General features: G+C 66.4%; 11 protein-coding genes and 2 pseudogenes. 11 read left to right on the top strand and 2 right to left on the bottom strand.

What is annotated here, in order from left to right:
* The gene (gene deoC, locus QFZ47_RS00235; RefSeq protein WP_307653704.1) at nucleotides 1–1,044 is read right to left on the bottom strand and encodes a deoxyribose-phosphate aldolase; all 1,044 of its coding nucleotides are present in this window, start codon (nucleotides 1,042–1,044) and stop codon (nucleotides 1–3) included.
* A gap of 212 nt (nucleotides 1,045–1,256) precedes the next feature.
* Between deoC and QFZ47_RS00230 the strand changes: the two genes are divergently transcribed.
* Nucleotides 1,257–2,045, top strand: a complete 789-nt coding sequence (locus QFZ47_RS00230; protein ID WP_307653703.1) for a DeoR/GlpR family DNA-binding transcription regulator — start codon at nucleotides 1,257–1,259, stop codon at nucleotides 2,043–2,045.
* 263 nt (nucleotides 2,046–2,308) lie between these two features.
* On the opposite strand, the gene QFZ47_RS00225 is transcribed toward QFZ47_RS00230, so the two are convergent.
* The gene (locus QFZ47_RS00225; protein WP_307653702.1) at nucleotides 2,309–3,022 is read right to left on the bottom strand and encodes a FadR/GntR family transcriptional regulator; all 714 of its coding nucleotides are present in this window, start codon (nucleotides 3,020–3,022) and stop codon (nucleotides 2,309–2,311) included.
* A gap of 210 nt (nucleotides 3,023–3,232) precedes the next feature.
* On the opposite strand from QFZ47_RS00225, the gene QFZ47_RS00220 reads away from it, so the two are divergent.
* The 10 genes and pseudogenes from QFZ47_RS00220 to QFZ47_RS00175 all read left to right on the top strand — a co-directional run bounded on the left by QFZ47_RS00220 (nucleotide 3,233) and on the right by QFZ47_RS00175 (nucleotide 16,118).
* Nucleotides 3,233–4,108 (top strand): amidohydrolase family protein, encoded by an 876-nt coding sequence (locus QFZ47_RS00220; RefSeq protein WP_307653701.1) that lies wholly within the window; start codon nucleotides 3,233–3,235, stop codon nucleotides 4,106–4,108.
* Nucleotides 4,109–4,114: 6 nt separating this feature from the next.
* Complete coding sequence (locus QFZ47_RS00215) at nucleotides 4,115–5,626, top strand: sugar ABC transporter ATP-binding protein (RefSeq protein ID WP_307653700.1); 1,512 nt, start codon at nucleotides 4,115–4,117, stop codon at nucleotides 5,624–5,626.
* A gap of 17 nt (nucleotides 5,627–5,643) precedes the next feature.
* Nucleotides 5,644–6,672: an ABC transporter permease gene (locus QFZ47_RS00210; RefSeq protein ID WP_307653699.1), complete on the top strand. Its 1,029-nt coding sequence runs from the start codon at nucleotides 5,644–5,646 to the stop codon at nucleotides 6,670–6,672.
* Nucleotides 6,673–6,702: 30 nt separating this feature from the next.
* Complete coding sequence (locus QFZ47_RS00205) at nucleotides 6,703–7,650, top strand: ABC transporter substrate-binding protein (RefSeq protein ID WP_307653698.1); 948 nt, start codon at nucleotides 6,703–6,705, stop codon at nucleotides 7,648–7,650.
* 22 nt (nucleotides 7,651–7,672) lie between these two features.
* Nucleotides 7,673–8,954, top strand: a pseudogene (locus tag QFZ47_RS00200) (L-fuconate dehydratase).
* Between the two features lie 29 nt (nucleotides 8,955–8,983).
* Entirely contained in the window at nucleotides 8,984–9,760 is a 777-nt protein-coding gene (locus tag QFZ47_RS00195) for an SDR family oxidoreductase (protein WP_307653697.1), read from the top strand.
* An 11-nt stretch (nucleotides 9,761–9,771) separates the two neighbouring features.
* Nucleotides 9,772–10,102, top strand: a pseudogene (locus tag QFZ47_RS00190) (L-rhamnose mutarotase).
* 205 nt (nucleotides 10,103–10,307) lie between these two features.
* Nucleotides 10,308–11,603, top strand: coding sequence for a hypothetical protein (locus tag QFZ47_RS00185; RefSeq protein ID WP_307653696.1), 1,296 nt, complete (start codon nucleotides 10,308–10,310; stop codon nucleotides 11,601–11,603).
* 224 nt (nucleotides 11,604–11,827) lie between these two features.
* Nucleotides 11,828–14,500 (top strand): pyruvate dehydrogenase (acetyl-transferring), homodimeric type, encoded by a 2,673-nt coding sequence (aceE, locus tag QFZ47_RS00180; RefSeq protein WP_307653695.1) that lies wholly within the window; start codon nucleotides 11,828–11,830, stop codon nucleotides 14,498–14,500.
* 13 nt (nucleotides 14,501–14,513) lie between these two features.
* Nucleotides 14,514–16,118 (top strand): dihydrolipoyllysine-residue acetyltransferase, encoded by a 1,605-nt coding sequence (locus tag QFZ47_RS00175; RefSeq protein ID WP_307653694.1) that lies wholly within the window; start codon nucleotides 14,514–14,516, stop codon nucleotides 16,116–16,118.
* Nucleotides 16,119–16,130 lie beyond the last annotated feature (12 nt).

The following is a 16,130-nucleotide window of genomic DNA, read 5'->3' as shown; positions in this document are numbered from 1 at the left end:
TCATCCGATCGGGTGGCGGTGGAAGGCCGAGTAGCGGCCCGTGACGTGGTGCTCCAGCTGGCGCTCGATGTCGGCCAGCAGGGTGGAGGCGCCGATGCGGAACAGCTCGGGCTCGAGCCAGGCGCGGCCCAGTTCTTCCTTCATGAGCACCTGGTAGTCGAGCGCGGTCTTGGCCGTGGAGACACCGCCGGCCGGCTTGTAGCCCACGCGAAAACCCGTGCGGGCTTCGTACTCGCGGATCATGCGCAGCATCACCAGCGTGACCAGCGGCGTGGCGTTCACGCCCTCCTTGCCGGTGGAGGTCTTGATGAAATCGGCGCCGGCCATCATGCAGACCATCGAGGCCTTGGCCACGTTTCGCAGCGTCTTGAGTTCGCCCGTCGCGAGGATGGCCTTCACATGTGCATCGCCAGCGGCAAGGCGGAAGTCGCGCATCTCGTCGTAGAGCTTGTGCCACTGGCCGGTGAGCACATGTTCGCGCGTGATGACGATGTCGATCTCGGCCGCGCCGTCGCGCACCGAGGCTTCGATCTCTTTCAACTTGAGCTCGTGCGGAATCAGCCCGGCCGGAAAGCCCGTGGACACCGCCGCCACCGGAATGCCGCTGCCCGCGAGCGCATCGACGGCCGTGGCCACGAAGCGGTGATAGACGCAGACCGCGCCGGCATGCAGCGTGCGGTCCGCAAAGCCCAGAGCGGCCAGCAGGTCGGGGCGCACGGGGGTCACTGCCTTGGCGCACAGCCTGCGCACGCGCTCGGCCGTGTCGTCGCCATTGAGCGTGGTCAGGTCGATGCAGCTGATGGCCTTGAGCAGCCAGCCGGCCTGCGCATCCTTCTTGACCGAGCGGCGGCCGGGCAGCGTGGCCACGCGGCGTTCGGCGGCCGAGAGATTGATGCGGATGTTGTCGAACCAGCCGGCATCGAAGGGCTGCGCGGTGTTGCGCGCGATGGCGTGCGGCTTGCTGTCGGGCGCCGCGGCGGCGACCGCCGGAACAGGGCGCGAACGCACCGCGCCGCTGGCGCGAACGAGAGAAGTGGAATTCATGGAGTGAAGAGCACCGGGGCGGGCAGGCGCCGCATGAGCGGCAGGCAGGCAATGGGCATGTCTTTGTCTCCGGTCGTTGTGCATGCCGTCGTGCGGGGCCGGCGGCATATCGGCGTTAATGTTATTTCAATAACATTTGATCGTGCAAGATGTTTTTCAAATAACATTTTTGATGCCTGATACTCGGGCTTGTGGACCAGAGGAACAACAACATGCGAAAGACCGCCGGTGCCGAGGCCCGGGCCTTGCGCCTTGCCAAGATGCAGGAACTCGTCGAGACCGGCGGACCGCTGCCGATCAAGCAGGCCGCCCAGCGGCTGGATGTGACCGAAATGACGATCCGCCGCGACCTGTCGGCGGCCATTTCGCCGCTCACCGCTCTCGGCGGCTATGTGCTCGCGGCCGCGCTGCCGGGCGGCGACCGGTACTCGCTCGACGAGGCCAGCGACCAGCATGCGGCGCACAAGCGCGTGGCTTGCCAGCGCGCCGCCGAATGGGTGGAGGCGCACGACAGCCTGTTCATCGACTGCGGCACCACCATGGTCCATTTCGCGGAAGCCTTGCCGCCCGACATGCCGCTGAGCGTGGTGTGTTACTCCACGAACATCGCGTCCATCCTGGGCCGCCGCCCGAACACGCAGTTGATGCTGATGGGCGGGCTGTACCACGCGTCGTCGGCCACCTTCTTTTCCGACGAGGGGCTGCAATATCTCAATCGATTGGGCGTGAACAAGGCTTTCATTTCAGCCGGTGGACTGGACCTGGAGCGGGGCGCGAGCTGCTCCAATTTCCACGAGGTGCCGGTGAAGCAGGCAGCGATCCGCAGCGCGTCGGAGAGCTTCCTGATCGTGGATGAAAGCAAGCTCAATCGCCTGCGGCCTGCCTTCTTCAGTCCGCTCGATGCGTTTGCGCGCATTGTGGTGGGCGGGGCGCCCGCACCGGGTTTGCGCAAGCAGTTCAAGGATCTGCCGATCGAGTTTGCGCGGCCTCCGGCTGTTTGAATCAAGGGCTTCCGTGCGCGCAGGGACGGCACGCCGGCCGCGTTCTCCCTGACACGCCATCGTTCAGCCGCGCCCGGCCTGTTTCAACGATGCGGCAACCAGCTCGACCATCCGCTTGCCGAGCACCGACGGCGCGAAGCCCTCGTGCGCGAGCGCAAAGATGCCCAGCAACGGACTGCCGACGATCGGCCGAATGTCCAGGTCGTCGCAGCGACAGGCGCGCGCCCGCGGCTCGGCGCAAGCCGCATCCGCGCAATTTCCAATCAGTCGGCTGCAGGCAACGCAGATTCCTCCGTCCACCGCGCATGCGAGGCGCTCAGGTGATGCAGCATCGCTGCCACCGCGGCCTGCGGATCCCGCGCTTCCAGCGCGCGGTAGATCGCCTCATGCTCGGCGAACGCCGCCTTCCACGCCTGCGAATTCTCGGTGCGCTCGCTCATGCGCGAGGAGATAGGGCTGTGCCGTCCATCGAAGAGTTCCCCGACCAGCCGCACGAGCACCGAGTTGCCCGTCATCTCGGCGATGGCGATGTGAAAGCGCCGGTCGTTCTCGATCTGCGCGCGGCCGTTCAGGCCGTCCTGGCGCATGCTTTCGAGCGAGGCCTTCACGCGCTCCAGGTGCTGCGGGTTCACGCGGGCCGAGGCCAGCGTGACGACCGAGCCTTCGAGCATCGCGCGCGCCTGGATCATTTCCGACGGGCTTTCGCCCACCGCCGGCGTGGCGCGCTCCGGCGCATCCTGCGACGCGCAGACATACACGCCTGAGCCCATCCGTATCTCGATGCGCCCGTCGATCTCCAGGGCGATCAGCGCTTCGCGCAGCGAAGGCCGCGACACACCCAGCTGCAGGGCCAGTTCCCGCTCCGGCGGCAAGCGCGCGCCTGCGGGCAGATCGCCGTTGCGGATGAAAGCCCGGATCTGGTCGGCGATCTGCTGGTAGAGCCGGCGGGTGTCGGCGGGTTTGGTGGGGGGAAACATGAGAAGAGCAGGCTGGCGATCTGGTCATGCCAGTTTGCCATCCCCTATGTAGTGATTGCTACTAATGAGCGGAATATTGCGGGAAAACCCGGAAAGGGTTTGTTCCGGTAGGGCCATTTTTGACGCTATGGCACAGTGGTTCCGCCAAATTGGTAAGGCCAAAAGAGATGGCAGTGTTCCATTCGACGAAACTGGAGAGTGCCAAACAGCATGAGACAACGCATCGACTCGCATCAGCACTTCTGGCGGCTCGCGCGCGGCGACTACGCGTGGCTGCGCGCCGATGTGCCCGCCCTGGCGCCGCTGGTGCGCGACTTTCTTCCCGAGCAACTCGCGCCCCTGCTGCAGGCGCACGGCGTGGAGCGGACCGTGCTGGTGCAGGCCGCCGACTCGGAAGCAGAAACCGGCTTCATGCTCGAACTGGCCAGCGCGCACGAGGTGGTGGGCGGCGTGGTCGGCTGGGTCGACCTGGGCAGTCCCCATGCCGCGGCCTCGCTCGAGCGCATGGCGCGACACCCCAAGTTCAAGGGCGTGCGGCCGATGCTGCAGGACCTGCCCGACGACGACTGGATCGCGCGCATCCCGCGCCCCGATGCCATTCAGGCGCTCCTGCGCCTGGGCCTGCGCTTCGATGCGCTGGTGAAGCCGCGGCACCTGTCCTCGCTGATCCGCTTCCTGAAACACTGGCCGGAGTTGCCCGTGGTGATCGACCATGCCGCCAAGCCGCCCGTGGGCGCGCACGGCAGCGAGGCCTTCGCGGCCTGGCGCAAGGACATGGCCGAGCTCGCCGCGCTGCCGCAGGTGTGCTGCAAGTTCTCCGGGCTTTGGGGCGAAGCGCCGCCATCGACGCATGGCGATGCCGACGCGGCGCTGCGCGCCGTGCGCCCGGTGTGGGAGCCGCTGCTCGATAGCTTCGGGCCCGCCCGCCTCATGTGGGGCAGCGACTGGCCGGTGCTCACCTTGGCCGGCGACTACGCGGGCTGGATCGCGGTCAGCGAGGCCTGCGTCGGCGGCCTGTCGGCCACCGAGCAATCGCACATCTGGCGCGGCACCGCGCAACGCTTCTACGGCATCTCGACGGACTGACCACGCATGCAACCCATCGTCACCATCCGCGACCTCTGCAAGTCCTTCGCCGGCGTGCGCGCACTCGACAAGGCGCAGTTCGACCTGCTGCCCGGCGAAGTGCATGCCCTGATGGGCGAGAACGGCGCGGGCAAGTCCACGCTCATGAAAGTGCTCGCGGGCGTCTACGAAAAGGATTCCGGTGACGTGCTGATCGACGGCCAGTCCGTGGACATCGCGAGCCCGCGCGCGGCGCAGGCGCTGGGCATCGGGATCATCCATCAGGAACTGAACCTGATGAACCACCTGAGCGCCGCGCAGAACATCTTCGTCGGCCGCGAGCCGCGCGGGCGCTTGGGCCTCTTCATCGACGAAGACGCGATGCGCGCCGAGGCCGAGCGCATCTTCGCGCGCATGAACCTGCGGCTCGATCCGCACACACCGGTCGGCGAGCTCACGGTGGCCAAGCAGCAGATGGTGGAGATCGCGAAGGCGCTCTCGTTCGACTCGCGCGTGCTCATCATGGACGAGCCCACCGCCGCGCTCAACAACGAAGAGGTGGCCGACCTGTTCCGCATCATCGGCCAGCTCAAGGCGCAGGGCGTGGCCATCGTCTACATCTCGCACAAGATGGACGAACTCAAGCGCATTGCCGACCGCGTGACCGTGATGCGCGACGGCCAGTACATCGCCACGGTGCCGATGGCCGACACGCCGATGGACATGCTGATCGCGATGATGGTGGGCCGCCAGCTCATCGAGGTGGAGAACGACTTTCCCGACACCTCGGGCAACGAGATCGTGCTCGAGGCCCGCGGCATCACGCGCGGCTCGATGGTTCGCGGCGCAAGCTTCGTGCTGCGCAAGGGCGAGATCCTGGGCTTTGCGGGGCTCATGGGCGCGGGCCGCACCGAGCTGGCGCGCGCGGTGTTCGGCGCCGATCCCATCGATGCGGGCGAGGTCCGCGTGCACGGAAAGAAGGTGTCGATCCGGTCGCCCGAAGATGCGGTGTCGCGCGGCATCGGCTACCTCTCCGAAGACCGCAAGCACTTCGGCCTGGCCACCGGCATGGACGTGGAGACCAACATCGCGCTGCCGAGCATGAAGAAGTTCCTGTCGATGGGCGTCTTCATCGACCAGGCCGCCATCGAGGCCGCGGGCGAGCGCTATGTGAAGCAGCTCGGCATCAAGACGCCTTCGGTGCGCCAGCAGGTGCGGCTGCTCTCGGGCGGCAACCAGCAGAAGATCGTCATCGCCAAGTGGCTGCTGCGCGACTGCAGCGTGCTTTTCTTCGACGAGCCCACGCGCGGCATCGACGTGGGCGCCAAGGCCGAGATCTACCGCCTGCTCAACGAACTGGCCGCGCAGGGCAAGGCCATCGTGATCATCTCTTCGGAGCTGCCCGAGATATTGCGCGTGAGCCATCGCGTGCTGGTGATGTGCGAAGGCCGCATCACCGGCGAACTGGCGGGGCGCGAAGCCTCGCAGGAAAAGATCATGCAGCTCGCCACCCTACGCGAAGCTGCCGCCGCCGCCTGACGACTGGAGACAACGCCTTGACAACCCCCACCGCTACCACCGCCTCCGCCGCACCGGGCTTCTCGCTGAAGGCGCGGCTCTTTCGTCCCGCCACGCGGCAGAAGCTGCTGGCCTTTGCCAGCCTGATCGCGCTGCTGGTGTTCTTCAGCTTCGCGTCGCCGCAGTTCCTGCAGGCCGACAACCTCGTGAGCATCCTGCAGTCCACCGCCGTGAACGGCGTGCTGGCCATTGCCTGCACCTTCGTGATCATCACCGCGGGCATCGATCTTTCGGTGGGCACGCTGATGACCTTCTGCGCCGTCATGGCCGGCGTGGTGCTCACCTACATGGGCATGCCGCTCGCGCTGGGCATCGCGGCGGCGATCTTCTTCGGTGCACTGGCCGGGTTCGTGTCGGGCGTGCTGATTGCCAAGCTCAAGATACCGCCCTTCATCGCCACGCTGGGCATGATGATGCTGCTCAAGGGCCTGTCGCTCGTGATCTCGGGCACCAAGCCGATCTACTTCAACGACACGCCGGACTTTTCGGCCATCTCGCAGGATTCGCTGATCGGCTACTTCGTTCCGTCGCTGCCGATTCCCAACGCGGTGCTGATCCTCTTCCTGGTGGCGGTGGCCGCGAGCATCGTGCTCAACAAGACCATTCTCGGGCGCTACACCTTCGCGCTCGGCAGCAACGAGGAGGCCGTGCGCCTGTCGGGCGTGAACACCGATTTCTGGAAGATCGTGGTCTACACGGTGAGCGGCGGCATCTGCGGCATCGCGGGCCTCCTGATTGCCTCGCGCCTGAACTCCGCGCAGCCGGCACTGGGACAAGGGTACGAACTCGACGCGATTGCCGCGGTGGTCATCGGCGGCACCTCGCTCAGCGGCGGCACCGGCACCATCGTGGGCACGATCATCGGCGCCTTCATCATGAGCGTGCTGACCAACGGCCTGCGCATTCTCTCGGTGGCGCAGGAATGGCAGACGGTGGTCACGGGCGTGATCATCATCCTGGCCGTGTACGCGGACATCCTGCGGCGCCGCAGCAGCAGTACGCATTGAGCCGATTTCCACAACCCAAGGAGACTTTGCATGATTCAAAGAAGAGCAGCCACCACCGCGCTGGCCGCGGCCCTCATCGGCCTGCCGGCTTTCGCCCAGGCACAGCAAGAGATCTACATTCCGCTCGTGTCCAAGGGCTTTCAGCACCAGTTCTGGCAGGCGGTGAAGTCCGGTGCCGAGCAGGCCGCGAAGGACCTCAAGGTGAAGGTCACTTTCGAAGGCCCTGAAACCGAGGCGATGGTCGACAAGCAGATCGACATGCTCTCGGCCGCGCTCGCCAAGAAGCCGCAGGCCATCGGCTTTGCCGCACTCGACAGCCAGGCCGCCATTCCGCTGCTGAAGAAGGCGCAGGCCGCGAAGATTCCCGTGGTGGCCTTCGACTCGGGCGTGGACAGCGACATTCCCGTGACCACCACCACCACCGACAACAAGGCGGCCGCGGCGCTCGCCGCCGACAAGATGGCCGAGATGATCGGCAAGTCGGGCGAGGTCGCGCTGGTGGTGCACGACCAGACCAGCCGCACCGGCGTGGACCGGCGCGACGGTTTCGTGAACCGCATCAAGTCGACCTACCCGAACATCAAGATCGTGAGCGTGCAGTACGGCGGCGGCGACCAGCTGAAGTCGACCGAAATCACCAAGTCGATCCTGCAGGCCTCGCCCAACCTCAAGGGCATCTTCGGCGCCAACGAGGGCTCCGCCATCGGCGTGGTCAACGGCGTGAAGGAGATGAAGCGCAACCGCAAGGTCGTGATCATCGGCTACGACTCCGGCAAGCAGCAGAAGAACGCCATCATCGACGGCAGCATGGCCGGCGCCATCACGCAGAACCCCGTGGGCATGGGCTACAAGACGGTGGAGATGGCGGTGAAGGCGATCAAGGGCGAGAAGCTGCCCAAGGTGGTCGATACGGGCTTCTTCTGGTACGACAAGACCAACATCGCAGACCCGAAGATCGCATCGGTTCTGTACGACTGATTCTTCTTCGAAGGCCTCGCTCATGACCATCGTTCGATCCATGCGCGTCCTGGACGTGCGCTTTCCCACGTCGCAGCAGCTCGACGGCTCCGATGCGATGAACCCCGACCCGGACTATTCCGCGGCGTACGTCGTGCTGGAGACCGACCAGCCGGGGCTCGAAGGCCACGGCCTGACCTTCACCATCGGCCGCGGCAACGAGATCTGCTGCGCGGCCATCGAGGCGATGCGCCACCTGGTCGTCGGGCTCGACCTGCAGTGGGTGGCCGAGGACATGGGCCGCTTCTGGCGGCATGTCACGTCCGACAGCCAGCTGCGCTGGATCGGACCCGACAAGGGCGCCATCCACCTCGCGACCGGCGCGGTGGTCAATGCGATGTGGGACCTGTGGGCCAAGTCCGAAGGCAAGCCGGTGTGGGCAGCTGGTGGCGGACATGAGCCCCGAGGAGCTGGTGCGCTGCATCGACTTTCGCTACCTCACGGACTGCATCACGCCCGAGGACGCGCTCGCGATGCTACGCAATGCAGCCGCCGGCAAGGCCGAACGCATCGCCACGCTGCAGGCCGAAGGCTACCCCTGCTACACCACCTCGGCCGGCTGGCTCGGCTACTCCGACGAGAAGCTGCGGCGGCTCGCGCAGGAGGCGGTCGATGCGGGCTTCAATCACATCAAGCTCAAGGTGGGGCGCGACCTGCAGGACGACATCCGCCGGCTGACCGTGGCGCGCGAAGTGCTCGGGCCCGATCGCCACCTGATGATCGACGCCAACCAGGTCTGGGAGGTCGACCAGGCCATCGACTGGGTGCGGCAGCTCGCGTTCGCCAAGCCCTGGTTCATCGAGGAGCCGACGAGCCCCGACGACGTCGAAGGCCATCGCAAGATCCGCGAAGGCATCGCGCCGGCGGTGAAGGTGGCCACGGGCGAAATGTGCCAGAACCGCATCATGTTCAAGCAGTTCATCATGCGCGGCGCCATCGATGTGGTGCAGATCGATTCATGCCGGCTCGGCGGCGTGAACGAGATCCTGGCGGTGATGCTGATGGCCGCAAAGTACCAGCTGCCCGTGTGCCCGCATGCCGGTGGCGTGGGGCTGTGCGAGTACGTGCAGCATCTATCGATGATCGACTACCTGTGCATCTCCGGGACGCGGGAAGGGCGGGTGATCGAGTATGTGGACCATCTGCATGAACACTTCGCCGAGCCTTGCGTGATCCGCGATGCGGCGTACATGCCGCCCACGGCCCCGGGGTTCTCGATCACGATGAAACCCGAGTCGCTCGAGCGCTATCGCTTCCGCGGGTAGATGGATCAACAGAAAGGCATCGTGCGCTCATGGACCTGAATCTGAAAGACAAGGTGGTGCTCGTCACCGGCGGCGGCAGCGGCATTGGCGCGGCCATTTCGCTCACGCTGGCACGCGAGGGGGCGGTGCCGGTGATCTGCGGCAAGAACCCGCTGGATGCAGCGTTCGAGCAGGAACTGCGCGGGCTGCAGCCGCGGGCGCGGTTTCTCCAGTTCGAATTGATGGAAGAGGCCGCCTGCGGCAAGGCCGTCGAGAGCACGGTCGCGGCGTTCGGCCGCATCGACGGACTGGTCAACAACGCGGGCGTAAACGACAGCGTGGGGCTCGAAGCGGGGCGCGAGGCATTTATCGCATCGCTGGAGCGGAACCTCGTTCACTACTATGTGATGGCGCATTTCTGCCTGCCGCACCTGAAGGCCAGCCGCGGCGCGATCGTGAACATCTCGTCGAAGACGGCGCTCACGGGACAGGGCAATACCAGCGGCTACACCGCGGCCAAGGGCGCGCAGCTGTCGCTGACGCGCGAGTGGGCGGCTTCCTTGCTGGAGGAGGGCGTGCGCGTCAACGCGGTGATTCCCGCCGAGGTGATGACGCCGCTGTACCAGCGCTGGATATCGGCCTTCGACGAACCCGACCGCAAGCTCGCGGCCATCACCGACAAGATCCCCCTCGGCCGCCGCATGACCACGCCGCAGGAGATTGCGAACACCGCGGTGTTCCTGCTCTCCGAACGGGCCTCCCACACGACAGGGCAGTGGGTGTTCGTGGATGGCGGCTACACGCACCTGGACCGGGCGCTGACCTGATCGCTTCCCCCATGCGCCACTGCCTTGCCCTTGACCTGAAAGACGACCCGGCGCTGATCGCCGAGTACGAGGCCTACCACCGCGACATCTGGCCGGAGGTGCGCGCGCATCTGCATGCGCATGGCGTGACGGGAATGGAGATCTATCGGCTCGGGACGCGGATGGTGATGCTGATGGAAACGGACGACGCGCGCTACGACGCCGAGGCGATGGCGGCTGCGACGCGCAGCGATCCGAAGATTCGCGCGTGGGAAGAGCTGATGTGGAAGTTCCAGGCGCCTACGCCGTGGACTCCGGAAGGCGAGAAAGTGGCTGGAGATGGATCGGATATTCAAGCTGTAGGTGCTTGCGGCGGCTTCGACATTCCTTTTTTGTCAGCCGCAACTCGAAGGCCGGCCATGGCTGTCGCAGGTCGATCCCCGAAGCGACGCTTCATGTCACTTTCCGCGTTGATTCATGCGCTCCTTTCCGGGCAGGGGGCGTGGGTATGAATCGTGCACCCGGTGCCGCGGCGTCTGATTCCCCTTCAATCTCAAATAGTTTTTTCATGATCATGTTTTCCCGGCGATGCGTTTCCGCACTGATGCTTTCGGCGTTCCTGTTCGGCTGCGGTGGCGGTGGCGGTGGCGGTAGTCAAGGGGGCGGCTTGGCCGCGCCGATCGGCCTGGCCGGCAGCAACAGCGCCAGCCAGGGCAGTACTGGCGGCAGCCAGGGTGGCGATGGCCAAAGCGGCGGCGGTACGGGTGGCACAAGTGGCACGGGCGGCACGGGTGGAGGCGTTTCACCCACCCCGGCGACCACCGCGTTGGCGACCAGGCTCGGCAAGCCCGCGCGGGTGCTGCTCGGACTCGGCGCGGGCAACCCCCTCGCGCAGATGAAAAGCCAGGACATCCACCCCGACATCGTCGACACCTACCTCGTAGGCGTTGGCGCAGGCGCCTGGCCCACCTGGAACAGCCCGGAAGGTGCGTACATCACCTACACCGCGCAGGACATCCAGGCTTACGGCGCGGTCCCGATGTTCACGCTCTACCAGATGGCAACGAGCGGCGAGGGCAACTTGAGCATCCTCAACGACGCGACCTTCATGAACAGCTACTGGGCGCAGGTGCGGCTGATGTACCAGCGCATTGCAGCCCTCGGCACGCCCGTCCTGGTCAATCTGGAGCCGGACTTCTGGGGCTTCGTCGCGGCGCAGGCGCCGTCTCGCGACGCGACGCGGGTGGTGGCCCTGGTGAACAGCCAGTCCGAATGCAGCGGCTTGCCGAACACCGCCGCCGGCCTGGGCCAGTGCCTGGTGCAGATGGGCAGGCAGATCGCGCCCAAGGCGCTGCTGGGATTCCCGCCCGCGTTCTGGAACGGCACCGCTGCCGAGGTCGGCGCGCAGATGCGTTCCGTGGGGGCGCAGCAGGCGGACTTCATCGTCGCCCAGACCACCGACCGCGACGCGGGCTGCAGGGAAGTTGCATCGCCGCCCGCGGAATGCACGGGGCGAAGCGGCCCGTTCTACTGGGACGAAAGCAACGTCGCCAGCCCGAACTTCCACGAGTCCCAGCGCCAGATCTCGGACTACCGCGCGGCGCTGGGCAACGGGCTGCCGATCCTGTGGTGGCAGACGCCGATGGGCGTGCCGTCCGCCACGCCGGGCGGCACCGATCTGCACTATCGCGACAACCATGTCGACTACATGCTGCGCAACGCCCAGGAGTACGGCGACACCTATGCCTTCGCGATCGTCTTCAGTGCGGGCGGGTCCGTCCAGACCTCCATCAGCACCGATGGCGGCCAGTTCGCCCGCCTGTCGGCGCAGTACCTCGCACGGGGCGGCGCTGCTTTGAAGTAGCGTCAGGGTTCACCCCAATCACCGGTCCGGCGATTCGGACGGCCTCATCGCCGCGCATCCGGATCGTCGGCAGACCATCCGTTTCATGCTTGCCTCGTTCCCCATGAAATCAACGACTTAGCGTGCCTTGCGCGCCACGCGCCGCGTGGCACATCGATTGCTCTGTACCAAGGCCGGCCGCATCGCCCGATGCAGGTCCCGGCCATGACACAGGAGACAAACCGATGAGCACCATGGGTGATCTTGACCCCACGGAAACCGGCGAGTGGGTGGACGCGTTCGGCGCGGTTCAACAACACCGCGGCAGCGAGCGCGCCAACTTTCTGCTGAATCGCCTCGTCGACGAGGGCCGCCGCGAGGGCGTGTACGTGCCCCGCTCGCTGAACACGGCCTACAAGAACACCATCCCGCCCGAGAAGGAAGAAAAGTCTCCCGGCAACCGCGAGATCGAGCACCGCCTGCGCTCGATCATCCGCTGGAACGCGATGGCGATCATCCTGCGCGCCAACAAGGACTCGTCCGAACTCGGCGGCCACATCGCGAGCTTCCAGTCGGCGGCCACGCTCTACGACATCGGCTTCGGCCATTTCTGGCATGCGGCCACCGACACCCACGGCGGCGACCTGCTCTTCATCCAGGGCCACAGCTCGCCCGGCATCTATGCGCGCGCTTTCCTCGAAGGGCGCCTGAGCGAGCAGCAGCTGCTCAACTACCGCCAGGAGTCCGAGGGCAACGGCATCCCGTCGTACCCGCATCCGTGGCTCATGCCCGACTTCTGGCAGTTCCCCACCGTGTCGATGGGCCTGGGCCCGCTGATGGCGATCTACCAGGCGCGCTTTCTCAAGTACCTGCATGGCCGGGGCCTCGCCGACACGGCGCCGCGCAAGGTCTGGGCCTTCATGGGCGACGGCGAAATGGACGAGCCCGAATCGCTGGGCGCCATCTCGCTCGCGGGCCGCGAGAGCCTGGACAACCTCGTGTTCGTCATCAACTGCAACCTGCAGCGCCTGGACGGCCCGGTGCGCGGCAACGGCAAGATCGTGCAGGAGCTCGAGAGCGTATTCCGCGGGGCCGGATGGAACGTCATCAAGGTGCTCTGGGGCAGCGGCTGGGACCAGCTGCTCGCCAAAGACAAGAGCGGCAAGCTGCTGCAGCGCATGGAAGAGTGCGTGGACGGCGAGTACCAGGACTTCAAGAGCAAGAGCGGCGCCTACGTGCGCGAGCATTTCTTCGGCAAGTACGACGAGACCCGCGCGCTGGTCGCCGGCATGAGCGACGACGAGATCTGGGGCCTCACGCGCGGCGGCCACGACCCCGAGAAGGTGTTCGCCGCCTATGCCGCGGCCGTCAAGCACAAGGGCCAGCCCACGCTGATCCTGCCGAAAACCGTGAAGGGCTACGGCATGGGCGAATCGGGCGAAGGCCAGATGATCGCGCACCAGGCCAAGAAGATGACGCAGGACGCGCTGCGCGGTTTCCGCGATCGCTTCCAGATCCCGGTGTCGGACGAAGAGCTGCCCAATGTGCCCTTCATCCGGCTGGCCGAAGACAGCCCCGAGATGAAGTACCTGCGCGAGCGCCGCGCCGCGCTCGGCGGCTACCTGCCGCAGCGCCGCCGCAAGTCGACCGCGCTCGAGATTCCGCCGCTGGCCACCTTCGAGCGCCTGCTCAAGGACACCGGCGAGCGCGAAATCTCCACCACCATGGCCTTCGTGCAGATGCTCGGCACGCTGGTGCGCGACAAGCAGATCGGCAAGCACGTGGTGCCCATCGTGCCCGACGAGTCGCGCACCTTCGGCATGGAAGGCATGTTCCGCCAGCTCGGCATCTGGTCCTCGCTGGGCCAGCTCTACAAGCCGCAGGACGCCGACCAGCTCATGTACTACCGCGAGTCGAAGGACGGGCAGGTGCTGCAGGAAGGCATCAACGAGGGCGGCGCGATGTCCAGCTGGATCGTCGCGGCCACCTCGTACAGCACCAACAACGTGCCGATGATCCCGTTCTACATCTACTACTCGATGTTCGGCCTGCAGCGCGTGGGCGACCTGGCCTGGCTGGCCGGCGACATGCGCGCGCGCGGCTTCCTGCTGGGCGGCACCGCGGGGCGCACCACGCTCAACGGCGAAGGCCTGCAGCACGAGGACGGCCACAGCCACATCCTGGCCGGCACCATTCCCAACTGCGTTTCGTACGACCCGACCTTTGCCTACGAGGTGGTGGCCATCGTGCGCGATGGCATGCGCCGCATGTACGCCGAGCAGGAAGATGTGTATTACTACATCACCCTCATGAACGAGAACTACGCCCACCCCGGCATGCCCGAGGGCAGCGAGGCGGGCATTCTCAAGGGGCTCTACCAGCTCAGCGACGGCGGCAAGACCCCGAAGAAAGGCCACCGCGTGCAGCTGATGGGCAGCGGCACCATCCTGCGCGAAGTGATGTTCGCGGCCGAGCTGCTGAAGGCCGACTTCGGCATTGCCGCCGACGTGTGGAGCGCCACCAGCTACAACGAACTGCGCCGCGACGGCATGGTCGCCGAGCGCTGGAGCCGGCTGCATCCGACCGAGCCCGCGCGCAAGAGCCATGTCGAGCAGTGCCTCGAAGGCCACGACGGCCCGGTCATCGCGGCCACCGACTACATGCGCAACTACGCCGACCAGGTGCGCGAGTACGTGCAGGCCGCGGGCCGGCGCTACACCGTGCTGGGCACCGACGGGTTCGGCCGCAGCGACTACCGCCGCAAGCTGCGCCGCTTCTTCGAGGTCGACCGCTGGCACGTGGCCGTGGCCGCGCTCAAGGCGCTGGCCGACGACGGCGTGATCAAGCACGCCGTGGTGGCCGAGGCCATCGAGAAGTATGGGCTCGATGCCGAGCGCGCCGCCCCCTGGACCGTCTGAGGCAAGGCATAGCATGAGCAACGCAATCGACATCCAGGTTCCGGACATCGGCGACTTCAGCGATGTGCCGGTCATCGAGATCTTCGTGAAGCCGGGCGACACGGTGAAGGCCGAGGACCCGCTGGTTTCGCTCGAGTCCGACAAGGCGACGATGGACGTGCCCGCGCCGCGCGGTGGCGTGGTGGAGTCCATCGCCGTGAAGCTGGGCGACAAGGTCAGTGAAGGCAGCGTCATCATGACGTTCAAGGCGGAGATCGGTGCTGCCGCGGCCGCACCGGCCGAAGCCGCCAAGCCCAGCGTGAGCGCCGCGCCGTCGGCCACCAGCGCGCCGGCCGGCGTGGCCGAGGTGCGCGTGCCCGACATCGGCGACTTCAAGGACGTGCCGGTCATCGAGATCTTCGTGAAGGTCGGCGACACGGTGAAGGCCGAGGACCCGATCGTCTCGCTCGAATCGGACAAGGCCACGATGGACGTGCCCGCGCCGCTGTCGGGCGTGGTGACGGCCATCGGCATCAAGATCGGGGACAAGGTCAGTGAAGGGTCGGTGATTCTGTCGCTTTCTACGGGCGATGCGCCCGTGGTGGGGGCCGCACCCTCACCCCAGCCCTCTCCCGCGAGCGGGAGAGGGAGTGAAGCCGCGGCGGTGGCGCTGCCTGCCGGCAATGCGGAGGTCGAAGCGGGCTTTGCACTCGCCTACGCCGGTCCTGCCGTGCGCAAGCTCGCACGCGAACTCGGCGTGGACCTCGGCAAGGTCAAGGGCACCGGCGACCACGGGCGCATCGTGCGTGCGGACGTCGAGGCCTTCGCGAAGGGGGGCGGTGCATCTGCTGCACCGGCCGTCGGCAAGGCTGCCGCCGCCCCTGCAGGCGGTGGCGTCGGCGGCATCGACCTGCTGCCCTGGCCCAAGGTCGACTTCGCCAAGTTCGGCCCGACCGAACGCCGGGAACTGCCCCGCATCAAGAAGATCAGCGCCGCCAACCTGCACCGCAACTGGGTCGTCATTCCGCATGTGACGACGCACGACGAGGCCGACATCACCGACCTCGAACAGTTCCGCTTGCAGATGAACAAGGAGCTGGAGAAGTCGGGCGTGAAGATCAGCATGCTGCCTTTCATGATGAAGGCGGCCGTGGCCGCGCTGAAGAAGTTTCCCGAATTCAACGCCAGCCTCGACGGCGACGCGCTGGTGCTCAAGAACTACTGGCACATCGGCTTCGCGGCCGACACGCCCAACGGGCTCATGGTGCCGGTGATCCGCGACGTCGACCAGAAGACCGTGCCCGACATCGCGAAGGAGATGGGCGAGCTCGCCAAGCTCGCGCGCGAGGGCAAGCTCAAGCCCGACCAGATGTCGGGCGGCACCTTCACCATCAGCTCGCTGGGCGGCATCGGCGGCATCTACTTCACGCCGATCATCAACGCGCCCGAGGTCGCCATCATGGGCGTCTGCAAGAGCTACTGGAAGCAGCACTCTTCCGACGGCAAGACCTACGCCTCGCGCCTCACGCTGCCGCTCTCGCTGTCGTGGGACCACCGTGTGATCGACGGCGCTGCCGCCGCGCGCTTCAACGTCCATTTCGCCAACGTGCTCGCCGATCTGCGGCGCGTGCTGTTCTGAAGGAAGCCCCCA

The sequence above is a fragment of the Variovorax paradoxus genome (assembly GCF_030815975.1).
Taxonomy (GTDB): Bacteria; Pseudomonadota; Gammaproteobacteria; order Burkholderiales; family Burkholderiaceae_C; genus Variovorax; species Variovorax paradoxus_N.
This window is presented reverse-complemented; position numbering and strand designations above follow the sequence as displayed.